This is a genomic window from Pseudomonas sivasensis (assembly GCF_052938085.1).
The window spans coordinates 2,242,128-2,265,517 of the sequence record NZ_CP176442.1 but is presented as its reverse complement, the minus strand read 5'-3'; the positions used below and the strand labels follow the sequence as shown (position 1 = coordinate 2,265,517).

Below are 23,390 nucleotides of genomic sequence, written 5' to 3'. Positions count from 1 at the left end.
CGCGCCGTTCATGAATACCCTCGCCCAACTCAAGGCTGGCCAATTGGCCGGCGTTACGCGCCTGGACCTGTCCTGCGGGCTCACCGAATTCCCAGAAGAAATCTTCGGGCTGGCCGACTCCCTGGAGATCCTCAACCTCAGCGGTAACGCCCTGAGCCGCCTGCCCGACGACCTGCACCGCCTGCCGCACCTTCGCGTGCTCTTCTGCTCGGACAACGCTTTTACTGAGCTGCCGGAATGCCTGGGGCAGTGCGCCAAGTTGAGCATGATCGGCTTCAAGGCCAACCAGATCAGCCACGTTCCCGCCGCCGCTTTACCGCCGCTGTTGCGCTGGCTGATCCTCACCGACAATCGCATCAGCCAGTTGCCCGACGCGTTGGGCGAGCGGCCGCTGCTGCAAAAACTGATGCTCGCCGGGAACCAACTCGCGGCCCTGCCGGAAAGCCTGGCCAACTGTCACAACCTCGAATTGCTTCGCATCGCGTCCAACCGCTTTACCCATCTGCCGCAATGGCTGTTAGCCCTGCCAAGCCTGACCTGGTTGGCCTATGCCGGAAACCCGGTGGAAATGGCAGTGGATGTGGCGGCAGACGACGCAACGCCGGACATCCCGTGGGCAGAACTGGAATTGGCCGAAGTGCTGGGCGAAGGCGCCTCGGGGGTGATCCGCAAGGCCCTATGGAAACCGCAGGCCAAGCCGGTGGCAGTCAAACTCTATAAAGGCACGATCACCAGCGATGGCTCGCCGCTGCACGAAATGCAGGCCTGCATCGCCGCCGGGCTGCATCCCAATCTGATCAAGGTCGAGGGCCGTGTAGTCGGCCATCCCGATCACCAGGCCGCACTGGTGATGGACCTGATTGACCCCAGTTACCGCAACCTCGCCGCCCTGCCGAGCCTGGCTTCGTGCACCCGCGACATCTACGAACCGACTGCCCGTTTCAGTGCCAATGTGGCCTTGCGCATGGCCCAGGGCATCGCCTCGGTGGCCGCTCATTTGCACAGGCACGGCATCACCCATGGCGACCTGTACGGCCACAATATTCTGTGGAATGAAGTGGGCGATTGCCTGCTAGGGGATTTTGGCGCAGCGTCGTTCCATGCCACGACGGATACCTTGGAGACACGGGCGTTACAGCGACTTGAAGTGCGGGCGTTCGGGGTGTTGCTGGGGGAATTGTTGGAGCGGGTTGAAACGGGGTTGAGCGGTGAACTCTTGGAACTCCAAAAAATGTGCTGTCAGCCGGATGTGTTGGCACGACCGAGCTTCGAAGAAATCAACGCCTTGCTGGCATCTATCCAACACTCTTAAACCATGTGGGAGGGGGCTTGCTCCCGATTGCAGTGGGTCAGACCCACCGCTATCGGGAGCAAGCCCCCTCCCACAGTTGTACAGCTATAAATTCAATCAGCCCGCCAGGCCCACGAACATATCCTGCACGTCATCATGGTTGTCCAAACCTTCGAGGAAGGCTTCGACTTCAGCCATCTGCTCATCCGTCAAACCGCTGACCGGATTTTTCGAGATGTAGCCCAGCTTGGCCGATAGCACGGTGAAACCCTGCTCGGGCAACGCTTTCTGCACTGCGTCCAAGTCGGTGGTTTCGGTGATGAACAGGGTCGCGCCCTCTTCTTCGCCGTCTTCAAAGTCCTGTGCACCGGCTTCAATCGCAGCCATTTCCGGATCCGCGTCCGGGGTATCCGGCGACGCTTCGATCAGGCCGACATGGTTGAAGTCCCAGGCTACCGAGCCCGAAGCACCCAACTGACCCTTGCGGAACGCCACGCGGATTTCCGCCACGGTGCGGTTGATGTTGTCGGTTACGCACTCAACGATCAGCGGCACCTGGTGCGGGGCGAAACCTTCGTAGGTCACGCGGTGGTATTGCACGGTCTCACCGAGCAGACCGGCGCCCTTCTTGATCGCGCGTTCCAGGGTTTCCTTGGGCATCGAGGCCTTCTTGGCCTGCTCCACCACCAGACGCAGGTGAGCGTTGGTCGCGGTGTCGGCGCCATTGCGGGCGGCGATGGTGATTTCTTTCACCAGCTTGCCAAAGATCTTGCCCTTGGCATTGGATGCCGCTTCTTTATGTTTGACTTTCCACTGTGCGCCCATGACTCACTCTCTTCTATACATCGCGCCGAAACGTCTACTGGCCGGCGCTTTGGGGGCAGAGTTTATAGGGCAAAAACGCTCTGATCCACCAAAAACCGGCCATACCCCTCAGGTTCGCAAGGGTTTGATCGCAAGACCGCGGTCCGGCACGAAATCCCCGACCTGGGCCAGCACGGCCGGCCTGGCGTTCCAGTAGGGCATCAGCACCAGCGAGGAAAAGAGCGCGGCACCGGCAAACACGATAAACACCGTCACCGTATCGAAGTAGCCCGGCAGCAACCCGCCGAGGATCGCCCCCACTGAACCGCAACCGTTCACAAAGCCTGCGGCTGTCGCCCCCGCCTTGGCGGTGCCGAAGTCGATGGCGGCGGTGCTGCTGATCATTGAGTCCGGCCCGTAGAGGGTCAGGCCCATCACAAACAACAACGCCATCACCAGCAGCACGCTGCCGGTGTGCAGCGCGCCCATGAAGAGCGCCAAGGCCACGGTCAGGGCCAGCAGGCTGAGCACGCAGGCCGGCATGCGTCGGGCGCCGAAGAGTTTGTCGGACGCCAGCCCGATCAGCACTGGCCCCAGCAAACCGGCCAGTTCGAACGCCGTCGGCACGATGGCCGCGCCGACCTTGCCGACCGAGGGCATTTGCTCATACACGATCACCGGGCCCCACAACAGGATCGCGTAGCGCGCCGGTTTCAACAGGAAATACGCCAGCCCCAGGGTCAAGACGGTGCGGTTACGCAAGATGGCCCGCAGCGGTTCCAGCACGCTGATGCGCTTCTCGGCGGCGGCCTCCTCGGCGCTCAACAGCGGCTCCGGTTCCACGGCCGGCAAGTCCACGTCCTGCGGCGTGTTGCGCTGGAAGAGAAAGAACAGCACCGCCACAAACGCTACCACCGCCGCACTGGAGATAAACGCCGCATGCCAGCTGCCGATCAGGGTGTAGGCCCACCACCCGGCAAAGGGCGACGCCACCAGGCCACCGAAGGCGTAGCACGAACTCCATAACCCCAGCACCCGCCCGCGCTGCTGCGCCGGGAAGAAACTGCCGAGGTTCTTGCACAGTCCAGACCAGCCGGTGGACTGCGCCAAGCCCTGGATCAGCATGCAACTTATAAAGATCGGCAAGGTGGCAAACGTGCCCAGCACCAGCGCCGCAGCGGCAGAAATCAGTAACCCGCCGAGCACAACGACACGCGGCCCGAAGCGGTCAGCCAGCATGCCCCAGGTGAACTGTCCGACGGCATAGGCCGCCAGGTAAATGCCATCCAGGTTGGCCATCATCATTTTGTCGAGGGGGAAACTCGGGTCGTCGACGATCCCCAGCTTTGCCACGGAAAACGCCTTGCGAGTGAAATAGAACGCGGCGTACGCCAGCCATGTGATGGCGAAAATCTGCACACGCCAACGCTTGATGCTACCCATAGGGATATTCATGGTGTTTCTGACCTCAGGTGAGTGTGCCGGCAGAATCGAGAAGCAAATGCCTGTTGTTTTTATGGTTAAGCACTGCAATGCCGAGCCGTGGATGGCGCGGTATTGGTCAGATGAGTCCGGTGTCCCAGAGCCCATGACCACCGGAGGTTGTAGGACTCAACCTACAGTGGTTGAGACATATCAAAGCAATGGCTGACTAATAGGTAAAATCGATTTATCGTATTTCAAATATAAGCTCAGCTTGTAAGAGGATTTGCGATGTCGGTGTCCCATGCCCAACTCAAAGCCTTTCATGCCGTGGCCGTACACGGCAGTTTCACCCAGGCCGCCGAACGGTTGTTCCTGACGCAACCGGCGATTTCCGACCAGGTGCGCAAACTCGAAGAGCGCTTCGGCGTGCTGTTATTTCATCGCAACAAGCGCTCAGTGCGCCTGACAGACCTGGGCGAACGCCTGCTGAGCATCACCCAGCGCCTGTTTGTGATCGAGGCCGAAGCCGAGGAACTGTTGCAGGACTCCCGCGCGTTGCTCACCGGCACCCTCACCCTCGCCGTGGATGCCCCCGTGCATGTGCTGCCGCAGATCGCGCGTTTTTGCCAGCTGTACCCGGGAATCAGCGTGAAGATCGAAACCGGCAACACCGACGAATCGCTGTTTCGCCTGTACAACTACCAGGCCGACCTGGCCTTGCTGGGCCGCGACGTCGACGATGAGCGCCTGCTGTCGCTGCCGTTGCCTGACGACCAATTGCTCGCCTTTGTCGCGCGCAACCACCCGTGGGCCGGACGCGAGTCCATCTGCTTGGCTGACCTGGACGACACGCCGCTGGTATTGCGTGAAATCGGCTCGGTCACCCGTCAGACCCTTGAACACGAAATGAGCCAGGCAGGCTTGCGCATTCGCCCGGCGATCCAGGTGGAAGGCCGTGAGGCCGCGCGTGAAGCGGTGGTGGTGGGCATCGGCGTGGGCGTGGTCTCGGCGGCGGAGTTCGGCGCCGACTCACGGGTGTGCGCCATGCCGATCCGCGATTGCAGCCAGCGCATGAAAGAAACCCTGGTATGCCTCAAGGAACAGAGTTCCCGCCGGGTGGTGGCGACGTTCCTGGAGATCGTGCGCGACAGCCTTCAGCTCGGCGCCAACTCGAAAAACGCCTGAATCAGGCGCAACGAACGGCGCCGCTCCATGCAACCGAGCGTATGCCGGTTGACCAGCCCATCGCCCTCAATCGCCACGGCCTGCACGCGTGGGTCGGGGCTGACTTCCATAGAAGAGACCACGCCCACTCCCAACTCAGCGGCGACGGCTTCGGTCACCGCTTCGCGGCTGTCCAGTTCCAGCAGCACCTTGGGCTGCACATTCGCGGCCATGCAGGCGTCATCGAAGGTACGCCGGGTGATGGAGCTGGGCTCGCGCAGCACCATGATCACGTCGTTGAGTTGCTCAAGGCGAATACCCTCGGGTTGCTGCGCCCACGGATGGCTGGCCGGCACCAATGCGCAAATCCTCGACTCGTTCAACGGTTGCAGGTGCAGGCCATTGCGCGGCTCCACTTCGGTGAGCACCGCCACATCCGCATGTTCGGATAACAGTGCGGCGAGGGTTTCCTGGGCATTGCCCAGGCGCAGGTTGACGGTAATCCCGGGGTAGCGCGCGCGCAGGCTGGCAATCATCGGCATCACCAAGTGCGGGCCGTCCGCCGCGACTTCCAGACGCCCGGTCAGCAGTTGGCGGTTGGCCTCCAGCATCGTCTGGGCCTCGTCCACCAGGCCGAAGATCGCCCGGGTGATCGCCGCCAGCCGTGCGCCCTCTTCAGTCAACTCAACCCGTCGGGCGGTGCGCCGTAGCAACGGGATCTGGTAGTACTCCTCCAGGGCCTTGATATGCCCGGTCACCGCCGGTTGGCTGATGAAAAGCCGCGCGGCAGCACGGGTAAAACTGCCCTCGCGGGCCACGGCATCGAATGCGCGCAGTTGGAACAGGTTCATAGTCATCGGCCTCACTGATAGCTCGCATAACAACAAACAATTTGATTGATGACAAGCCAAACTGCAATTTAGGCGCCGTAGCTTCAACCCCCGATGCCTTGCGAGGACTTGAGATGACCACTGCCGCGCCGATCCTGCTGACCCCTGGCCCCCTGACCACATCCAACCGCACCCGTCAGGCCATGATGGTGGACTGGGGTTCATGGGATGACCGTTTCAACCAACTCACTGCCAGCGTCTGCGAGCAATTGCTGGCAATCCTCAATGGTGCTGACAGCCACCACTGTGTGCCCTTGCAAGGCAGCGGCACCTTTGCCGTCGAAGCGGCCATCGGCACCCTGGTTCCGCGTAATGGCAAGGTGCTGGTCCTGATCAACGGCGCGTACGGCAAGCGCCTGGCGAAGATCTGTGAAGTGCTGGGCCGCGACTTCAGCACCTTTGAAACCGCTGAAGACGAACCCACCACCGCCGCCGATGTGGACCGTTTGCTCCAGGCCGACACGGGCATCACCCACGTCGCGTTGATCCACTGCGAAACCAGCACCGGCATTCTCAATCCGTTGCCGGAGATCGCCCAGGTCGTTAAGAACCACGGCAAGCGCCTGATCATCGACGCCATGAGTTCCTTCGGCGCCCTTCCAATTGATGCCCGAAACGTGCCGTTCGACGCACTGATCGCCGCCTCGGGCAAGTGCCTCGAAGGCGTGCCCGGCATGGGCTTCGTCTTTGCCGAGAAGCAGGCACTGGCCGCCGCCCAAGGCAACTGCCATTCCCTGGCGATGGACCTGTTCGACCAGCACACCTACATGGCGAAGACCGGCCAGTGGCGCTTCACCCCACCGACCCACGTGGTCGCCGCCCTGCACGAAGCGCTGCTGCAATACCAGGAGGAAGGTGGCCTGCCTGCACGCCATCGACGCTATGCCGACAACTGCCAGGCGCTTCTGAACGGCATGGCCAGCCTTGGTTTGCGCAGTTTTCTGCCGGCCGAAATCCAGGCACCGATCATCGTCACCTTCCACGCCCCCAAAGACCCGCGCTACCAGTTCAAGGACTTCTACGAGCGGGTCAAGGCCAAGGGTTTCATCTTGTACCCCGGCAAATTGACCCAAGTGGAAACATTCCGCGTCGGCTGCATCGGCCATGTCGACGCAACCGGCATGCAGACGGCGGTCAAGGCGATCGCCGAGGTGCTGCAAGAAATGGAAGTGTTGGACATCTGATTCTCCCCATAACCCACAGGATCTGAACCATGAACTATCAAAACCCCAACACCCTCCAGGCCGTCATCCTCGATTGGGCCGGCACCGTCGTCGACTTCGGCTCCTTCGCACCGACTCAGATTTTTGTGGAGGCCTTCGCCGAGTTCGACGTGCAAGTCTCCATCGAAGAAGCCCGTGGCCCGATGGGCATGGGCAAGTGGGACCATATCCGCACCCTTTGCGACCAACCGCAAGTCGCCGAACGTTATCGCAAAGCGTTCGGCCGCACGCCCACCGACGACGACGTGACCGCCATCTACCAGCGCTTCATGCCGTTGCAGATCGAGAAGATCGCCGAACACTCGGCGCTGATCCCCGGCGCACTCGACACCATCGCTCAACTGCGTGAGCAAGGCATCAAGATTGGCTCCTGCTCTGGCTACCCCAAGCAGGTGATGGACAAGGTTGTCGCCCTGGCCGCCACCAATGGTTACGTCGCCGACCATGTGGTCGCCACCGATGAAGTGCCCAACGGCCGCCCATGGCCGGCCCAGGCCCTGGCCAATGTAATTGCCCTCGGAATTGATGATGTGGCGGCGTGCCTCAAGGTCGACGACACCGTGCCCGGCATACTCGAAGGTCGTCGCGCCGGAATGTGGACCGTGGCCCTGACCTGCTCCGGCAATGCCCTGGGGCTTACCTATGAACAGTTTCAAGCCCTCGATGCCGCCACCCTGGCCAGCGAACGCACGCGCATCGAGGCGATGTTCGAAGGCTCACGCCCGCATTACCTGATCGATACCATCACTGACCTGCCGGCGGTGATCGCCGATGTTAACCAGCGTCTGGCGCGCGGTGAAATGCCGCAAAGCCACTGACAAGCGTCAATACAAAGGCATTCGCGCCGGGCAAATCGTTCAAAACAGGCATAAAGTAAAAAGACTCCGTCGCCAAAGAGCGGAGGTTTACCCTGATGAATAAGGAACCGAGCGATGCCGTGGAAAAATTCCGATACGCGCTACAGCACCATGTCGATTGCGCTGCACTGGTTGATGGTGGTGCTGCTGGCGGTGGTCTACGCCTGCATAGAGTTACGCGGCCAGTTCCCCAAAGGCAGCGGCGCCCGCACCTTGATCGTCGAGATGCACTTCATGTTCGGCCTCACCGTGTTTGTATTGGTATGGCTGCGTCTGTTCGCGCGCAGCCTGGGGGTGGCGCCGAAGATCGTCCCCGCCCCGCCGCAATGGCAAAGCCTGCTCGCCACCCTGATGCACGCCGCGCTGTACGCCTTGATGATCGGTATGCCGATTGCTGGTTGGCTGATCGTCAGTGCCGAGGGGCATTCGGTGATGTTCTATGGCATGGAGTTGCCGCCGTTAATTGGCGAGAACAAGCCACTGGCCAAAGAGATTGAAAGCTGGCACGTGTTGTTCGGCCAAATCGGGTATTGGCTGATCGGCCTGCATGCCCTGGCGGGGATCTTTCATCATTATGTGATGCGCGATAACACAGCGTTGCGGATGATGCCGGGTAAGCGCGCTAGGCTGTAAGCCCTCGGCGGCCTTGCAGGCCGCCGGTGTGCACAAAGATCAGGCGAGTACCGGGCGCGATGTGCCCGGCCTCGATCTGCTGCTTCAACGCCAGCAGGGCTTTGCCGGTGTACAGCGGTTCCAGCGGCACGCCGCAGGCCTGCTCCGTGGTTTCAATAAAGTCGAGCAACAGCGGGTCGACCTTGGCGAAGCCACCCCGGCTGGCATCCAGCAATGTATAGCCACCTTGCACCAAGGCACTCACGTTTTGCGCCACACCATGATCGTCCGGCACGGCCATTGCGCCGAACACCGGATGGGCGCCCGCCTCTGCCAGGACTAAACCTGCCAGCGTGGTGCCGGTGCCTGCTGCCAGCCACCAGCCGTCGTAATCGGCCCAACCCAGGTTTCTCAGTTGTTCACGGGCCTGTTCGACCAACACCCCACACCCCACTGCGCCGGCCAATCCGCTGCCGCCTTCAGGCACGGAATACAGATGCGGATAAAGCGCGCGCCAAGGTTCCCAGAAACCCGGCTCATGGCGCGCACGATAGCCGCCATAACCGAGCCAATGCAGCTGCATGCCGAATGCTTTCAAATCCTGGACGGTAGCCGTGTCTTGCGCATGACCGCGCAACAGGCCGACAGTGGGAAAGCCAAAACGCTTGCCCGCCGCCGCCAGTGCGTGCAGATGGTTGGAATAGGCGCCGCCGAGGCTGATAACGCCGCTGGCGCCTGCCTGTCGCGCCTGGGCCAAGTGCTCGGTGAGCTTGAACCACTTGTTGCCACTGATCAGCGGGTCGATGCGGTCCAGGCGCAGCACGGCCAACTCGACGCCGTTGAGCCAATCCAGTGCTAACGGTTCAAGCGGAGCATGGGGAAGCCAATCGAAAGGACCCATCGGGCGGCATCTGAATAAAAAAAGGGGCGGTAGTCTAACACCGCCCCTTGCGTCGTCTTACAGCTGCGCGGCGAGGCGCGAGCCTTGGTTGATGGCGCGCTTGGCATCCAACTCGGCCGCCACATCGGCGCCGCCGATCAGGTGCACGTTCTGGCCCGCTGCGACAAGGCCGTCGTGCAATTCACGCAACGGATCCTGGCCGGCACAGATGACGATATTGTCCACCGCCAACAGCTGCGGCTCGCCCTCGGCGCCGATGCGGATATGCAGGCCGTCATCGTCGATTTTCAGGTACTCAACGCTGTTGAGCATCTGCACCTGCTTGTTCTTCAAGCCGGTACGGTGAATCCAGCCGGTGGTTTTGCCCAGACCGTCGCCGACCTTTGAAGCCTTGCGCTGCAACAAAAACACTTCACGGGCCGGAGGATGGGGTTGAGGCTTGATGCCGGCCACACCGCCACGGGCTTGCAACTGGGTGTCGATGCCCCATTCTTTCCAGAATGCTTCACGGTCCAGGCTGGTAGACACGCCCTGGTGCACGAGGAATTCCGACACGTCGAAACCAATACCGCCAGCGCCAATCACCGCGACGCGCTTGCCCACCGGCTTGCGTTCAAGGATTACGTCCAGGTAGCTCAGCACCTTGGCATTTTCCACGCCCGCAATCGCCGGCGTGCGGGGCGCGATGCCGGTGGCCAGGATGATCTCGTCGTAGCCGCCAGCCGCCAGCTGCGCGACATCCACTCGGGTGTTGAGGCACAGCTCGACGTGGGTGGTTTGCAACTTGCGCTTGAAGTAGCGCAGGGTTTCAAAGAACTCTTCCTTGCCGGGCACACGCTTGGCGATGTTGAACTGGCCGCCGATCTCGCTGGCCGAGTCGAACAGCGTCACGTGGTGACCGCGTTCAGCGGCTACGGTGGCAGCCGCCAGACCCGCAGGGCCGGCGCCGACCACAGCGATTTTTTTGATCTGCTTGACCGGCAGGTAATTCAGTTCGGTCTCATAGCATGCACGGGGATTGACCAAACAGGTGGTCAGCTTGCCGCCAAAGGTGTGGTCCAGGCAGGCCTGGTTGCAGCCGATGCAGGTGTTGATTTCATCGGCACGCCCGGCGGCGGCCTTGTTGACGAACTCCGGGTCGGCGAGGAACGGTCGCGCCATCGAAACCATGTCCGCATCGCCTTCGGCGAGAATCTGCTCGGCAATTTCCGGTGTATTGATGCGGTTGGTGGTGATCAGCGGGATCTGCACCGCACCGCGCAACTTGGCAGTGACTTTGCTGAACGCGCCGCGTGGCACCTTGGTGGCGATGGTCGGAATACGCGCTTCGTGCCAGCCGATGCCGGTGTTGATGATGGTCGCACCGGCCTGCTCAATGGCCTTGGCCAACTGCACGATTTCTTCCCAAGTGCTGCCGCCTTCCACGAGATCGAGCATCGACAGGCGGAAGATGATGATGAAGTTCGGCCCCACCGCTTCGCGCACCCGGCGCACGATTTCCACGGCAAGGCGCATGCGATTTTCGTAGCTACCGCCCCAACGGTCGGTGCGGTGGTTGGTGTGGGCGGCAAGGAACTGGTTAATGAAATAACCTTCGGAGCCCATGATTTCCACGCCGTCGTACTCGGCGACCTGGGCCAGCAGCGAACAGGTGACGAAATCCTGGATCTGCTTTTCGATGCCCTCTTCGTCCAATTCCTTGGGCTTGAACGGGTTGATCGGCGCCTGGATGGCGCTTGGCGCGACCTGCTTGGGGCTGTAGGCATAGCGGCCGGCGTGGAGGATCTGCATGCAGATCTTGCCGCCCGCTTCATGCACGGCCTTGGTCACGATCTTGTGCTTTTGCGCTTCCTCGTCGGTAGTCAGCTTGGCCGCACCGGCGTACACCCCGCCTTCATCGTTGGGGCCAATGCCACCGGTGACCATCAGGCCCACGCCGCCACGGGCGCGCTCGGCAAAATAAGCCGCCATGCGTTCGAAGCCACCGGGTTTTTCTTCAAGGCCGGTGTGCATCGAACCCATCAGAGTACGGTTGCGCAAGGTCGTAAAACCCAGGTCCAACGGGGCCAGCAGGTGCGGGTAGGCAGCAGCGGTCATGGTACAGCTCCACAACGGATCATCACGGGACGTGGAAGGCTCGAATGGCCTGCCATCGGTTTATGTCCCACAGACTAAGAGGCGATCCCCTACCGCTCAATGACCGAAACTCACAACTTATTGATCCAAACGCACAGCGCCCCTTGGCAAGCCGCCGCATGGGCCCTACCCTAGTCAGCGAACCCTGCACTTGGTCTGTTGTCTGTTCCCCCATGCGTAAACTTCTAGCTTTTACCGTCACCCTGGCCCTGGTTGCCGCCGTCGCCGCGTATCTGGTCTGGACCCAGGAGCGCCCCGTGGCGCATTACCTGTCGGACCTGCGCAGCACCCTCGCCGTCAACGAAGGCCAACCCGCCGATCGAGGTAACCTGCTGGGCATCCAGCCGGAGTTATTCCCCGCCGACTACCAGAGCCTGGAACGCCTGCACCTGAAGCTTGCGGCGTACCTGCAAAACGCACGGGACCAGGGCCTGATCAACGAAAAGACCATTGTGGTACTGCCTGAACACATCGGCACTTGGCTGATGCTCACCGGCGAAAAAAACGAGGTGTACCAAGCGCTGCATCTGAAGGACGCGATGCACTGGCTGTCGCTGAGCAATCCCTTGCAATTCCTGCGTGCCTGGATCAGCGCCACGGGCGATGACCGCACCAACGACGCCTACCTGCGCATGAAAGCCCCGGCCATGGCGCGTGACTATCAAGTGCTGTTCGGCGGCCTGGCCAAGGAATTCGGGGTCACGGTGGTCGCTGGCTCCATTGCCCTGCCCAACCCAAGTGTGAGCCAAGGGCAACTCCAGGTCGGCCATGGCGCGCTGTTTAACGCCAGCGTGGTATTTGCGGCAGACGGCTTGCCCGTCGGCAATCTGCAACGCCAGCTCTACCCGATCTACGATGAGCGCGGTTTTATCGAGCCTGGAGACGAAAATATCGTCAGCGTGGTCGACACCCCGGCCGGCCGCCTTGGCGTGCTAGTGGGCAGTGACAGCTGGTACCCGGACAACTACCGCAAGCTCAACGAACAAGGCGCGCAGCTGATTGCAGTGCCGGCCTTTGTGCTTGGCCGCGAGACCTGGGATCGACCATGGCGCGGTTTTAAAAGCGTCTCCACTCCACAGGAAATCAGCCTCAAGCCCGAAGAGCTCAGTGAGGGCGAAGCGTGGCGCCGCCTGACCTTGATCAGCCAACAACCGATCAGCCAGGCCAGCGCCGGCATGAGCGTATTTCTGCGCGGGCAGTTCTGGGATTTGGGCACTGCCGGGCAGAGTTTCCTGAGTCACAACGGGCAGATCAACGCCGACAGCGACGCCCGTGGCGCGCGCCTGCTGAATATCTGGCTGTAACGCGGTGAAGCCGGTGCGCCTCGGGGATTTGTCGGTGGGCTTCGTGCACACCCTGGCCGACGCGATCCACAGCCACGGCCTGGACCCGCAACCGCTCTTGCTGCAATACGGCCTGGACCCGGCGCGCCTCGCCGAAGCTGGTGCGCGCTTGTCGATCCCGCGCTATATGCGCCTGGGCCATGCGGCCATTCAACTGACCGGCGACCCCGGCCTGGGCTTGCGCATGGGGCAACTCAGCCGCTTGAGCCAAGCGGGACTGGCTGGTGTCACCGCCGCACAGGCGCCTAACGTACGCGAAGCCGCTCGCACCCTGACGCGCTTTGAGCCGCTGTATGGTGCCAACTATCGCGGGCAATCGAGTTTTCATGAGGATGCCGAAGGCGCCTGGCTGCGTTTCTATTCCATCAGCCCCTACAACGCCTACAACCGTTTTGTGGTCGACTCGATCATTTCCAGCTGGTTGCATCAGCTCGCCAACCTGGCTCAACAACCGTTGCTGGCGCAACGAATCGACATCGAGTTCGATGCCCCCGAGTACAGCGAGCAGTACAGCCTATTGGGCGCCAACCAGGTCCACTTCGGTGCCGAGGCCAACCAGTTGCGCCTGAGCCAATCCACCCTGGCAATGCGTAACCCGCAGCATTGCCCAAGTACCTGGCAGCTCTTGCTGCAATTGTGTGAAAGGGAGTTGGAGCAGTTGACCCGCACCCGCAGTTTGCGCGAGCGCATTACCCGGTTGCTCGGGCCGATGCTCAACGGCGGCCGGGAACCCGACCTGGAAGAAGTGGCGGCACGCTTGAAGCTGCCGACCTGGACATTGCGCCGTAAACTGGCCGAAGAAGGCACTCAATTCCGCGCGATTCTCAACGATACCCGCCGCGACCTGGCTATGACCTACATTCGCGATACGGAACTGGCGTTCGGCGAGATCGCCTACTTGCTCGGCTTTGCCTCAGCCCAAGCCTTTCAACGGGCATTCAAGCGTTGGAACAACCAGACCCCAGGGGAATTTCGCCGCAGTCAGCGGCATTCCGCCTGAAGTCGGTCTTACAGCTCGGTGGCGTCGTCGGCCGGATCCAGCGGATCGAATTCAAAGGCCTGGTACTCCAGCAGTTCTTCCTGGTAATCGTCCATCATGGACTCCTTCTTGACGTTAAAAGTGGCTGCAGATAAATGACCTGCATCACCAGCCTAAAGTGCCGTCATGACGAAAAAATGTCTGCGCCATGACGTTCCTGCACTTCAAGATTAAACGTAGCAGCGTTATGCGGATTTAGCGCCAGGGCTCTGAAGCGCGATTGCAATCAGCTACGCACTGAAATGGACGGCAATGCATTCCATTGTGGGAGGGGGCTCGCACCCTTGCACATGAGATCTGCATCAGCTTTCAGCTTTGCGTCGGCCACGGGTTTGAGCACCCGCCTCCACCGCCATCCCGGCGGTACGCTCCAACGCCTCGGCAAACGCCCGGCGCTGCTCCGGTTCGATCTGCGACAGGAACAACTCGTCCACCGTACTTTCGTAGATCTTCCACATTTTTTTACGCAACGCCCGGCCGGTATCGGTGATCGACGCAAATGCCGCGCGGCCATCGCCGTCGGAGCGTGAACGCAGCACCAGGCCATCCTTTTCCAGGCGGTCTACCAGCCGCGTGAGGTTATAGCGCTCAATGGCCAATACATCGGCCAACTCGTGCATGCGGCGGGTGCCTTCGGGGCCGCTTTCTAGACCCCACAGTGCGTCGTACCAGGCGTAAGGGGGCAAGTCGGCGGCCGCCAGGCGGCGCTCGATTTCACGGATGACCGTCCTGTGGGCCCTGACAAAACGGAACCATACATCGGGCTCTTTCGACGACATGCAACACCATCCGGTGGATTTCAAGAAGGTTGCAATAGTAGCTCATCCCGCGCTAGATTCGGCCATGTAGTTGCAATTGCAACAACATTGACGACGTTCCCACAAGGAGCCCGCCACTTGAAATCCGCCGACCCTGGAGCCTCACATGACCCCGAATAACGCAGTCAGACGCGACGTCGATCCACAGGAAACCCGCGAGTGGCTGGAGTCCATCGAATCGGTGCTGTCCACCGAAGGCCGCCCGCGCGCCCATTACCTGATCGATCAGTTGCTGGATTTCGACGTGGCGCGGCATGGCGACTTCTATGGGCGGGTGACCACGCCTTACGTCAACACGATCCCGGTGGATCGCCAGTTGCCCTACCCCGGCAACCTGGCCATCGAACGCCGCACCAATGCGTTTATCCGCTGGAACGCCATGGCCATGGTATTGCGTGCAGGCAAACACTCCGGTGTGGGTGGGCATATCGCCACTTATGCGTCAGCCGCTGTGCTTTACGACGTCGGCTTCGACCACTTCTTCCGTGGCCGCACCGACCGCTTCGACGGCGACCTGGTGTACATCCAGGGGCATTCCTCGCCTGGCATTTACGGCCGCGCCTACCTCGAAGGCCGCATCAGCGAAGCACAACTGGATAACTTCCGCCGTGAAGCCGGTGGTGAGGGCATTTCGTCCTACCCCCACCCACGACTAATGCCGGACTTCTGGCAATTTCCTACGGTGTCCATGGGACTGGGGCCGATCACGGCGGCCTATCAGGCGCGTTTTATGCGCTACCTGGAGTTTCGTGACCTCAAGCAACACCAGGGCCGTAAGGTCTGGGCATTCCTGGGTGATGGCGAAATGGACCAGCCGGAATCCCTGGCCGCCATTTCCCTGGCCGGACGCGAGAAACTCGACAACCTGATCTTCGTGGTCAACTGCAACCTGCAACGCCTGGACGGCCCGGTACGCGGCAACGCCAAGGTGATCCAGGAATTCGAAAGCCTGTACCGCGCCGCCGGCTGGAATGTGATCAAAGTGATCTGGGGTGGTGGCTGGGATGCACTGCTGGAAAAAGACACAAGCGGCCTGCTGCGCCAACGCATGATGGAATGCGTGGACGGTGACTATCAGAACTACAAATCCCAGAACGGCGCCTACGTGCGCGAACACTTCTTCGGCAAATACCCGGAGTTGCTGGCACTGGTTGCGGACCTGTCCGACGACGACATCTGGAAACTCTCACGGGGAGGCCATGACCCGGACAAGGTCTACAACGCCTATGCCGCCGCCGTGCGTCACAGTGGCCAACCGACGGTGATCCTGGCAAAAACCGTCAAGGGCTTTGGTATGGGCGAAGCCGGCGAAGGCCAGAACATTAACCACCAACTGAAAAAGATGGGTGCCGACGCCGTCAAGGCCTTCCGCGACCGCTTCGGCCTGGAGGTGCCCGATGAGCAACTTGCTGAAATTCCTTACCTCAAGCCCATAGCCGATAGCGAAGAAGCCCGTTACTTCGCCGCACGTCGCCAGGCCTTGGGCGGCTATGTGCCCGCGCGCCACACTGCGGTCGAATCGCTGCAGATCCCCGAACTGAGCGCTTTCGCCACTCAGCTCAAGGACACTGGCGAGCGCGCGATTTCCACCACCATGGCCTTCGTGCGCATCCTCGGCACCCTGCTGAAAGACCCGCACCTGGGCAAGCTGATCGTGCCCATCGTGCCGGACGAATCACGCACCTTCGGCATGGAGAGCCTGTTCCGTCAGATCGGCATCCACTCCGCCGTCGGCCAACTCTACACCCCACAGGACTCCGGGCAACTGAGCTACTACAAGGAGAGCAAGGACGGACAGATCATGCAGGAAGGCCTGAATGAGTCAGGCGCCATTTCCTCATGGATCGCGGCGAGTACGTCCTACAGCAACCACGGCCTGATGACCGTGCCGTTCTATATCTTCTATTCGATGTTCGGTTTCCAGCGCGTCGGCGACCTGGCTTGGGCGGCGGGCGATGCGCGCGCGCGTGGTTTCTTGCTGGGCGCCACGGCCGGGCGTACCACGCTGATGGGCGAAGGCTTGCAGCATGACGATGGTCATAGCCATATCCTCTCGTCGGTGATTCCGTGCTGCATCTCTTATGACCCGACCTTTGCCTACGAACTGGCGGTGATTATTCGCGAGGGCATGCGGCGCATGTACGTTGAGCAAGAGGACATTTACTACTACATCACCCTGCTCAACGAAAACTACCCGCACCCGGCGATGCCCGAAGGCGTGGAAGGCGGCATTCTCAAAGGTATGTACAGGCTCAGCGCCAACCCTGAGGCGCAAGTGCAACTGATGGGCAGTGGTTCGATCCTGCGAGAAGTGATCGCCGCCGCTGAACTGCTGGCCACCGACTTCGGTGTGCACGGCAACGTGTGGAGCGTGACCAGCCTCACCGAGTTGCGCCGTGACGGGCATGCGGTCGAACGCTGGAACCTGCTGCACCCGGAAAGCGAGCCTCGCGTGAGTTACGCAGAGCAATGCCTGGCCGGGCACACGGGGCCAGTGGTGGTGACGACGGATTACGTGAAACTGTTCGCCGATCAGCTTCGTCCGTTCGTGCCGGGCCGTCGCTTTGTCGCGCTGGGCACTGATGGCTTCGGGCAATCAGACACCCGGGAAGCCTTGCGTGAGTTCTTTGAGGTGGATCGCCACTTCATCGCCCTGGCCGCCCTGAAGGCGCTGGCGGATGACGGCATGATCGGTCGCGACAAGGTCAGTGAAGCGATCAAACGCTACGGGATCAACGTCGACAAGGTGAATCCCGTAGCGGTCTGAACTACTGCGCAGGCGTTGGCAGGGGCGGAATCGCTTCTGTCGGCGCCGGCAGGTCCGGCGTGGTCGTGGCGGGTGCGGGCTCGGCCTGCGGGGCAATCGGTGCGGCTTCAGGCGCAGGCACAACCGGCTCCGCAGCAGCTGGTACGGCAGGCTCTTCCTTCGGCGCCTCGACTTTCTCCGCAGCGGGTGCGGCCTTCGGCTCCGGCACACCGAGGTCCGCCTTTGGCTGCTCGGGGATATGCTCAGCCTTCTTCACTTCCTGGGGCAGGAAGACGTCCACCAACGCAAAGTAGCGATCGTAGAACTTCGGCGCGGACACCGTTTCACTCGCCACCTTCACCATCGAGTCATCGGTGGAGCCAATCGGCATCGACACCGACCCCAGCACGCCTACACCCAGGCTAGCGGAGTTGTTGACCTTCTTCAGCGCATAGCGATCCTGAAGGGCGTTGGCAAACATCGTCGAGTGCTTTTTACCTTTGCCGTCATCGGCACACACCACGTTGAAGCTGATCTGCAGGTGAGTTTCGCCGGTCTGCTGGAAACTCTTGTTACCCACGACCAGTTTCGGGTCGCTGCTGGTGATGATGTAGCCCTGGCTCAGCAAGGCACGCCGCGCGGCCTCGCACGCTGCTACATCGCTAACGGGGTAATCCCGGGAAAACGTACCGGAGTCGTCGAAGTTCTCATGTTCATAAATAGCGGTCTTGGGTGACGAGCAGCCCGCGGCGCCCGCCAGCACCAGCGCCAGCCCGAGGCTACACAAGTGGAATGATGTCGACATTGAAGATCCTGAGGAAAACGGTCTGGGCGGTATTGTGCAACAGAACGAGGCCTTGGCGCGCGCATTCCTGTCGGTAAAACGTCACAGGGTTACGCACCGGGGCCTGCAGGGAAAAGCCCGGCGCACATATGGTCAATAAACACGCGTACCTTGGTCGAAGTATGGCGACCGGGCCACAACATCCAGAAACTGCCCCGGTGTTCCAAGTAATCATCCAACACCCGTTGCAAGCGCCCCTCGCCCACGGCCTGGTTGACCATGTAGTCCGGCAGGCAGGCAATGCCCAAACCCTCGAGCACCACGTGGTTCAGAGACTCAATGGTGGTACTGACCAACGGCGTACGTAACAGCGGTTCCGCAGCACCCGGGGCAAGACGCAACGGCCAGGGCTCGAGCTTGCCCGTGGCGCAGAACTTGTGGCGCAGGCAGGCGTGGCCATTCAGGTCCTGTGGTTGCTGCGGGGTGCCGTGTTGGGCGAAGTATCCCGGTGTGGCGACGAGTACCAACTGGTAGTGACCCAGGTGGCGCGCCATCAACCGCGAATCTTCTGGCTTGCCCGTACGAATCACCGCATCGAAACCTTCCTCGATCACGTCCACCATACGGTCAGAGAAATCCACATCCAACTCGATATCCGGATAGACGCGCATAAAGTCACTGAGTACTGGCATCAACAAGCCCCGCACCTGCGGCACACTGATGCGCAGCTTGCCCCGTGGGGTTGCACCGGCGTCTGTCAGTTCCTGCTCGGCTGCTTCCACCTCAGCGAGAATCCGCCGCGACCGCTCAAGGAACAGCGAGCCTTCACTGGTCAAGGTGATACTGCGCGTGCTGCGGTGAAACAGCCGCACGCCCAGGCGCTCTTCCATCCGCGCAATGCTTTTGCCTACAGCCGACGACGACACCCCCAGCACACGGCCGGCGGCGGTGAAGCTGAGCGTCTGCGCCACCTGCACGAACACCGAAAGGCTGCCCAAGCTGTCCATGATCCCCCTTCAGCGATTGCGGACACTTGCGTCCGATAAGTTCGGAACCTTAGCCTGTTTTTCCGTCAACCACAGCCCCCTACTCTGGCCGCTTGCCCTTTTACCTGGATAAAACGTCATGAGCAGCAGCCCTTCACTCACCGCATCAGCCCAGCGGGATTCATTACCGCTGGGCGGTCTACTGGCCCTGGCCAGCGCTGGCTTTATCACCATCCTCACCGAAGCCATGCCCGCCGGATTACTACCCCAGATAGGCAAAGGCCTAGGCGTGTCGCCCGCCCTGGTCGGTCAACTGGTCACGGTCTATGCCCTTGGCTCGTTGCTGGCGGCCATCCCCCTGACGCTGCTGACCCGCGGCTTGCGCAGACGACCGTTACTGCTGATGGCCATCGGCGGCTTTGCCTTGGTCAACAGCATAACCGCGCTGTCCAGCCACTACGGGCTGACCCTCGTGGCGCGCTTTTTTGCCGGGGTCTTCGCCGGGCTGCTTTGGGCGTTGCTAGCGGGTTATGCGAGCCGAATGGTGTCGCCACACTTGCAAGGTCGCGCCATTGCCGTGGCCATGCTGGGTGCACCGCTGGCGCTGTCACTGGGTGTGCCTGCGGGCACCTTCCTCGGCACCACCGTTGGCTGGCGCCTGAGTTTTGCGATCATGACCGGGCTGACCTTGGTGTTACTGGCTTGGGCACGCTGGCAACTGCCGGATTTTGCTGGCGAACGGGCGGATAAACGCTTGGGGCTGCGCCAGGTGCTGAACCTGCCAGGAATTCGTCCGGTGCTGTGGGTAACGTTTACCTACGTGCTGGCCCACAACATTCTCTACACCTACATCGCCCCGTTGCTGGTGCCCGCCGGGATCGATGCGGATGTTGACCGAGTGCTGCTGGTGTTTGGCCTCTCGGCGGTGCTTAGCATCTGGTTGGCAGGTGTGTTGATTGACCGGTGGCTGCGCGCCTTACTATTAATCAGTTGTGCGCTGTTTGGCCTGATCGCCCTGGCGCTGGCGTTCTGGATCAATGTGCCGGCAGTCATCTATACCGCCGTGGCGTTATGGGGCCTGGCGTTCGGCGGCCTGCCGGCGCTGTTGCAAACCGCACTGGCCCAATCGGCGGGCGAGTCGGCGGATACCGCACAATCAATGCTAGTGACCGTGTGGAACCTGGGGATAGCCGGTGGCGGGCTGGCGGGTGGCGTGTTGCTTCAGGGCTGGGGCGTCGCGGGCTTTCCATGGGCCGTTATGCTACTGATGCTACTGGCCTGGGCTGGCGCATCACAGACGGCGCCCCAACAGTTGGCCCGGCCAGCCCGCCAAGTCGAATGTTGAAATGCGCTCGTAGCCACAGGACTCATAAAAACGCACCAGATCCCCTGTCCCGCCGCCGTAGCAGTCCACACGCAAACGCGTGACGCCTACTGCCCGGGCTTGGTCATCGGCAAAGGCCATCATGCGCCGCCCAAGGCCGCGAACACGCGGGTCACGCGCGGCAATCAACAGGCGCACATACACCTCGGGCTCAGTCGCCAACGGTACATAAGGCATGGGATCGCCCAAAACCAGCGCTCCACGGATACGCCCTGCGGGATCCTCTACCACCCACGCCCCGGGCAACGCGCAGGCTTCAGCCACTTGCGCGACCCGCCGGGGCAACGCCGACCAGGGCTCGGTGCCCCACTGATGGGTATTGCCTATGCCAACGAACCATGCAATCACCTCGTCGAACACCTGGAGCACGGCAGAAACATCCGCCACACGGGCGCGGCGGATCAGCAAGCCGTCCATTCCTTGAATCAACATGCATGGAACTCCTGGGTCGACGATACCGAGCACCCAGTCTAGCGCACATAAAAAAGCCCCCGGTCTTTTCAGGCCGGGGGCTTCTTGTTCAAACCAACATCAGTACTTCTTGATATCAGCCTTGGTTTCCAACTGCTTGCGGTACGCTGCGAAGTCCTGCTGGCCAACACGGGAAGCGAGGAAGCGGCGGTATTGGGCCTTTTCTTCTTCCGATGGGGCTGCAGCTTCATTCACGCCGTTCAAGCGCACGATCGCCAGGCTACCGTCAGCCAGGGTCACGGTGGTGAAGGTCGGCTTGTCCTTGACCGCAGGCTTAGGCATGCGGAACAGGGCTTGCAATACGGCTGGGTCGATCGCTTCCTGGCTACGGGTAGCCGCTTCAGTGACTTTCCACGCCTGACCATCGACCGGCTGGTTCAGCGGTGTCTTGCCATCACGCAGGCTGGCGATCAGCTCGTCAGCGTGAGTCTTGGCAGCCGCGCTGGCGCGCTCCTTGGCCATCTGCGTGCGGATTGCCGCAGCAACGCTTTCCAGCGGCAGTTGCGCAGGTTTGCGGTGCTCTTTGGCACGCAGCACGATGATGGTTTCCGGGTCCAGCTCAATGGCGGTGCTGTTGGCACCTTCATCCAGCACTTCCGGGCTGAACGCAGCGGTGACCACGGCACGGTTGGCCGCGACACCGTCACCACCTTCACGGCCAAACGGTGCGGAGGTGTGCACGGTCAGCTTCAGGTCAGAGGCAGGCTGAGCCAAGTCAGAAGCTTCGAATGCCGCATCTTCCAATTGCTTGGTCGCTTCGACAAAACGCTGCTCTACCTGCTGGGCCTTGAGCTCACGGGTCAGTTTGTCTTTCAGGCTGGCGAACGTCGGCACTTGCGGTGCTTCAACGCCCAACAACTTGATCAAGTGCCAACCGAAGGTGCTGCGCACCGGCGTCGAGACCTGGTCCTGTTTCAACGCATACAGGGCCGTTTCGAAGTCCGGATCGTAGACGCCAGGGCCAGCGAAGCCGAGGTCACCGCCGTTGTTGGCAGAGCCAGGATCCTGGGAAAACTCCTTGGCCAGGGCTTCGAACTTCTCACCTTTGGCCAGGCGTGCCTGGATTTCTTCGATCTTAGCCTTGGCTTGCGCGTCGGAAACCTTGTCGTTGACTTCAATCAGAATGTGCGCCGCGCGACGCTGTTCAGCGAGGTTGGCGGTTTCTTTCTGATAGGCCGCCTGCAGTTCATCGTCCTTGACGTTGACCTGGTCGAAGAAAGAAGACTTCTTCAATTCCAGATAGTCGATGACCACCTGGTCCGGGGTCATGAACTCTTTGGCGTGCTGGTCGTAGTAAGCCTTGACCTCTTCGTCGGTGAGCTTCACCGCCGCAGGGTTGGCCTTGATGTTGACGGTGGCGAAATCGCGAGTCTGTTTTTCCAGACGGGCAAATGCGAGCACTTCGGCATCGGTGACAAAGCCGCTACCGGCAATGCCTGCGCGAACCTGACCGATCAGCATTTCCTGGGTCATCATCTGACGGAACTGCAGACGGCTATAGCCCAACTGACGGATCACCTGGTCAAAGCGTTCGGCGTTGAACTTGCCGTCAACCTGGAATTCCGGCGTTTGCAGGATCACCTGGTCCAATGCAGCTTCAGAGAACCCGAACTTGGAATCGGCAGCACCTTGCAGCAGCAGCTTGCGGTCGATCAGGCCTTTGAGAGCCGCCTCGCGCAGCAGTTTTTCGTCGAGGAGCGAAGCGTCGAAATCCTTGCCCAACTGTTGCATCAGCTGTCGACGTTGCATGTCGACGGCCTGGCTCAGCTCGGTCTGGGTGATTTCTTCACCGTTGACCTTGGCCACGTCCTGCTTGTTAGTACCCGAAGCTTGGAAAATGGCTTCGATACCGGTGAACGCCATCAATGCGACGATGATCCCGATAATGGTCTTGGCAATCCAGCCTTGTGAATTGTCCCTGATATTTTGCAGCATGCGTCCCCCAGAAACGGTTGAACTTCAAAAATTGGCAACCGTGGAGCGTGGGTAGAATCCGGATAGAAGAAAGGCGCATCCGAGGATGCGCCTTCTCGTAACTGGCGGAGCGGACGGGGGGTTGAACTTGCACCCCCGGCGTGGCGACCCAATGGATACGTGGGTCAGCTACCGCTCCGCTGCCAGGCCAGACCTGCGTCCGACCCGGGTAGCAAAGGCTTGAACGAAGCTTAGTTAACGGCTTCTTTCAGGGCTTTACCGGCTTTGAAACCTGGTTTTTTGGCAGCAGCGATTTGCAGTGCTTTGCCAGTCTGTGGGTTGCGGCCAGTGCGAGCTGGGCGGTCAGTCACAGAGAACGTACCGAAGCCTACCAGTACCACGGAGTCGCCGGCCTTCAGAGCGCCAGTGACGGATTCGATTACTGCATCCAGCGCACGGCCAGCAGCAGCTTTCGGGATATCAGCGGATGCAGCAATAGCATCAATCAGTTCCGACTTGTTCACTCTAAGTCCCCTTATATATCTATTGAGTATGATTCTAAGTTTTTTGGTAAACAGCAAAAACCAGTGCTGAATGGCCTA

20 protein-coding genes are annotated in these 23,390 nt (G+C 60.9%); 9 read left to right on the top strand and 11 right to left on the bottom strand.

Features of this window, described 5'->3' with window-relative positions; genetic code table 11:
• Positions 1-10 precede the first annotated feature (10 nt).
• Positions 11-1,312 (top strand): protein kinase, encoded by a 1,302-nt coding sequence (locus tag ACKZ62_RS10615; RefSeq protein ID WP_447096645.1) that lies wholly within the window; start codon positions 11-13, stop codon positions 1,310-1,312.
• A 96-nt stretch (positions 1,313-1,408) separates the two neighbouring features.
• Here the strand turns inward: ACKZ62_RS10615 and ACKZ62_RS10610 are convergent, their stop codons facing one another.
• Both ACKZ62_RS10610 and ACKZ62_RS10605 read right to left on the bottom strand, forming a co-directional pair.
• Complete coding sequence (locus ACKZ62_RS10610; protein WP_032889871.1) at positions 1,409-2,116, bottom strand: YebC/PmpR family DNA-binding transcriptional regulator; 708 nt, start codon at positions 2,114-2,116, stop codon at positions 1,409-1,411.
• 108 nt (positions 2,117-2,224) lie between these two features.
• A complete protein-coding gene (locus ACKZ62_RS10605; protein WP_447096644.1) occupies positions 2,225-3,550 on the bottom strand; it encodes an MFS transporter in 1,326 nt (441 codons plus the stop codon).
• Between the two features lie 258 nt (positions 3,551-3,808).
• On the opposite strand from ACKZ62_RS10605, the gene ACKZ62_RS10600 reads away from it, so the two are divergent.
• Positions 3,809-4,705, top strand: a complete 897-nt coding sequence (locus tag ACKZ62_RS10600; RefSeq protein WP_095184392.1) for a LysR substrate-binding domain-containing protein — start codon at positions 3,809-3,811, stop codon at positions 4,703-4,705.
• On the opposite strand, the gene ACKZ62_RS10595 is transcribed toward ACKZ62_RS10600, so the two are convergent.
• The gene (locus ACKZ62_RS10595; RefSeq protein ID WP_122753629.1) at positions 4,675-5,535 is read right to left on the bottom strand and encodes a LysR substrate-binding domain-containing protein; all 861 of its coding nucleotides are present in this window, start codon (positions 5,533-5,535) and stop codon (positions 4,675-4,677) included. The two genes, ACKZ62_RS10600 and ACKZ62_RS10595, sit on opposite strands and share 31 nt — an antisense overlap.
• A 113-nt stretch (positions 5,536-5,648) precedes the next feature.
• On the opposite strand from ACKZ62_RS10595, the gene ACKZ62_RS10590 reads away from it, so the two are divergent.
• The 3 genes from ACKZ62_RS10590 to ACKZ62_RS10580 all read left to right on the top strand — a co-directional run bounded on the left by ACKZ62_RS10590 (position 5,649) and on the right by ACKZ62_RS10580 (position 8,287).
• The gene (locus ACKZ62_RS10590) at positions 5,649-6,758 is read left to right on the top strand and encodes a 2-aminoethylphosphonate--pyruvate transaminase (protein ID WP_179178761.1); all 1,110 of its coding nucleotides are present in this window, start codon (positions 5,649-5,651) and stop codon (positions 6,756-6,758) included.
• 29 nt (positions 6,759-6,787) lie between these two features.
• The gene (gene phnX, locus ACKZ62_RS10585; protein ID WP_032889878.1) at positions 6,788-7,615 is read left to right on the top strand and encodes a phosphonoacetaldehyde hydrolase; all 828 of its coding nucleotides are present in this window, start codon (positions 6,788-6,790) and stop codon (positions 7,613-7,615) included.
• A gap of 114 nt (positions 7,616-7,729) precedes the next feature.
• Entirely contained in the window at positions 7,730-8,287 is a 558-nt protein-coding gene (locus ACKZ62_RS10580) for a cytochrome b (RefSeq protein ID WP_032889883.1), read from the top strand.
• On the opposite strand, the gene ACKZ62_RS10575 is transcribed toward ACKZ62_RS10580, so the two are convergent.
• Positions 8,277-9,167: a 1-aminocyclopropane-1-carboxylate deaminase/D-cysteine desulfhydrase gene (locus tag ACKZ62_RS10575; protein ID WP_032889886.1), complete on the bottom strand. Its 891-nt coding sequence runs from the start codon at positions 9,165-9,167 to the stop codon at positions 8,277-8,279. The genes ACKZ62_RS10580 and ACKZ62_RS10575 overlap by 11 nt on opposite strands.
• A 57-nt stretch (positions 9,168-9,224) precedes the next feature.
• Complete coding sequence (locus tag ACKZ62_RS10570; RefSeq protein ID WP_032889888.1) at positions 9,225-11,264, bottom strand: NADPH-dependent 2,4-dienoyl-CoA reductase; 2,040 nt, start codon at positions 11,262-11,264, stop codon at positions 9,225-9,227.
• Positions 11,265-11,476: 212 nt separating this feature from the next.
• On the opposite strand from ACKZ62_RS10570, the gene ACKZ62_RS10565 reads away from it, so the two are divergent.
• Positions 11,477-12,607, top strand: coding sequence for a carbon-nitrogen hydrolase family protein (locus ACKZ62_RS10565; RefSeq protein WP_447096643.1), 1,131 nt, complete (start codon positions 11,477-11,479; stop codon positions 12,605-12,607).
• 4 nt (positions 12,608-12,611) lie between these two features.
• Positions 12,612-13,646, top strand: a complete 1,035-nt coding sequence (locus ACKZ62_RS10560) for an AraC family transcriptional regulator (protein ID WP_032889894.1) — start codon at positions 12,612-12,614, stop codon at positions 13,644-13,646.
• A gap of 341 nt (positions 13,647-13,987) precedes the next feature.
• Here ACKZ62_RS10560 and ACKZ62_RS10555 read toward each other — a convergent pair whose 3' ends face one another.
• Positions 13,988-14,464 (bottom strand): MarR family winged helix-turn-helix transcriptional regulator, encoded by a 477-nt coding sequence (locus ACKZ62_RS10555; RefSeq protein WP_447096642.1) that lies wholly within the window; start codon positions 14,462-14,464, stop codon positions 13,988-13,990.
• Positions 14,465-14,609: 145 nt separating this feature from the next.
• On the opposite strand from ACKZ62_RS10555, the gene aceE reads away from it, so the two are divergent.
• Entirely contained in the window at positions 14,610-17,270 is a 2,661-nt protein-coding gene (gene aceE, locus ACKZ62_RS10550) for a pyruvate dehydrogenase (acetyl-transferring), homodimeric type (protein WP_447096641.1), read from the top strand.
• A gap of 1 nt (position 17,271) precedes the next feature.
• On the opposite strand, the gene ACKZ62_RS10545 is transcribed toward aceE, so the two are convergent.
• Both ACKZ62_RS10545 and ACKZ62_RS10540 read right to left on the bottom strand, forming a co-directional pair.
• Complete coding sequence (locus ACKZ62_RS10545; RefSeq protein WP_447096640.1) at positions 17,272-18,054, bottom strand: DUF2242 domain-containing protein; 783 nt, start codon at positions 18,052-18,054, stop codon at positions 17,272-17,274.
• Positions 18,055-18,143: 89 nt separating this feature from the next.
• Positions 18,144-19,040 carry a LysR family transcriptional regulator gene (locus tag ACKZ62_RS10540; protein ID WP_032889901.1) on the bottom strand — a complete coding sequence of 299 codons (897 nt, stop codon included), beginning with the start codon at positions 19,038-19,040 and terminating at the stop codon, positions 18,144-18,146.
• Between the two features lie 118 nt (positions 19,041-19,158).
• Here ACKZ62_RS10540 and ACKZ62_RS10535 point away from each other — a divergent pair, with 118 nt between their 5' ends.
• Positions 19,159-20,364 (top strand): MFS transporter, encoded by a 1,206-nt coding sequence (locus ACKZ62_RS10535; RefSeq protein WP_447096639.1) that lies wholly within the window; start codon positions 19,159-19,161, stop codon positions 20,362-20,364.
• Here the strand turns inward: ACKZ62_RS10535 and ACKZ62_RS10530 are convergent.
• The 3 genes from ACKZ62_RS10530 to ACKZ62_RS10520 form a co-directional block, all read right to left on the bottom strand.
• Complete coding sequence (locus tag ACKZ62_RS10530; RefSeq protein ID WP_122753621.1) at positions 20,311-20,835, bottom strand: GNAT family N-acetyltransferase; 525 nt, start codon at positions 20,833-20,835, stop codon at positions 20,311-20,313. The genes ACKZ62_RS10535 and ACKZ62_RS10530 overlap by 54 nt on opposite strands.
• 99 nt (positions 20,836-20,934) lie before the next feature.
• Positions 20,935-22,809: a SurA N-terminal domain-containing protein gene (locus tag ACKZ62_RS10525; protein WP_122680601.1), complete on the bottom strand. Its 1,875-nt coding sequence runs from the start codon at positions 22,807-22,809 to the stop codon at positions 20,935-20,937.
• Between the two features lie 230 nt (positions 22,810-23,039).
• Positions 23,040-23,312, bottom strand: coding sequence for an HU family DNA-binding protein (locus ACKZ62_RS10520; RefSeq protein WP_003174819.1), 273 nt, complete (start codon positions 23,310-23,312; stop codon positions 23,040-23,042).
• Between the last annotated feature and the right edge of the window lie 78 nt (positions 23,313-23,390).

Coding starts and splice junctions, on each gene's coding strand:
- ACKZ62_RS10555 (WP_447096642.1), bottom strand. CDS start 14,464: ATGTCGTCGAAAGAGCCCGATGTATGGTTCCGTTTTGTCAGGGCCCAC.
- ACKZ62_RS10525 (WP_122680601.1), bottom strand. CDS start 22,809: ATGCTGCAAAATATCAGGGACAATTCACAAGGCTGGATTGCCAAGACC.
- ACKZ62_RS10545 (WP_447096640.1), bottom strand. CDS start 18,054: ATGTCGACATCATTCCACTTGTGTAGCCTCGGGCTGGCGCTGGTGCTG.
- ACKZ62_RS10600 (WP_095184392.1), top strand. CDS start 3,809: ATGTCGGTGTCCCATGCCCAACTCAAAGCCTTTCATGCCGTGGCCGTA.
- ACKZ62_RS10595 (WP_122753629.1), bottom strand. CDS start 5,535: ATGAACCTGTTCCAACTGCGCGCATTCGATGCCGTGGCCCGCGAGGGC.
- ACKZ62_RS10535 (WP_447096639.1), top strand. CDS start 19,159: ATGAGCAGCAGCCCTTCACTCACCGCATCAGCCCAGCGGGATTCATTA.
- ACKZ62_RS10580 (WP_032889883.1), top strand. CDS start 7,730: ATGCCGTGGAAAAATTCCGATACGCGCTACAGCACCATGTCGATTGCG.
- ACKZ62_RS10565 (WP_447096643.1), top strand. CDS start 11,477: ATGCGTAAACTTCTAGCTTTTACCGTCACCCTGGCCCTGGTTGCCGCC.
- ACKZ62_RS10615 (WP_447096645.1), top strand. CDS start 11: ATGAATACCCTCGCCCAACTCAAGGCTGGCCAATTGGCCGGCGTTACG.
- ACKZ62_RS10570 (WP_032889888.1), bottom strand. CDS start 11,264: ATGACCGCTGCTGCCTACCCGCACCTGCTGGCCCCGTTGGACCTGGGT.
- ACKZ62_RS10610 (WP_032889871.1), bottom strand. CDS start 2,116: ATGGGCGCACAGTGGAAAGTCAAACATAAAGAAGCGGCATCCAATGCC.
- aceE (WP_447096641.1), top strand. CDS start 14,610: ATGACCCCGAATAACGCAGTCAGACGCGACGTCGATCCACAGGAAACC.
- ACKZ62_RS10530 (WP_122753621.1), bottom strand. CDS start 20,835: ATGTTGATTCAAGGAATGGACGGCTTGCTGATCCGCCGCGCCCGTGTG.
- ACKZ62_RS10590 (WP_179178761.1), top strand. CDS start 5,649: ATGACCACTGCCGCGCCGATCCTGCTGACCCCTGGCCCCCTGACCACA.
- phnX (WP_032889878.1), top strand. CDS start 6,788: ATGAACTATCAAAACCCCAACACCCTCCAGGCCGTCATCCTCGATTGG.
- ACKZ62_RS10605 (WP_447096644.1), bottom strand. CDS start 3,550: ATGAATATCCCTATGGGTAGCATCAAGCGTTGGCGTGTGCAGATTTTC.
- ACKZ62_RS10540 (WP_032889901.1), bottom strand. CDS start 19,040: ATGGACAGCTTGGGCAGCCTTTCGGTGTTCGTGCAGGTGGCGCAGACG.
- ACKZ62_RS10575 (WP_032889886.1), bottom strand. CDS start 9,167: ATGGGTCCTTTCGATTGGCTTCCCCATGCTCCGCTTGAACCGTTAGCA.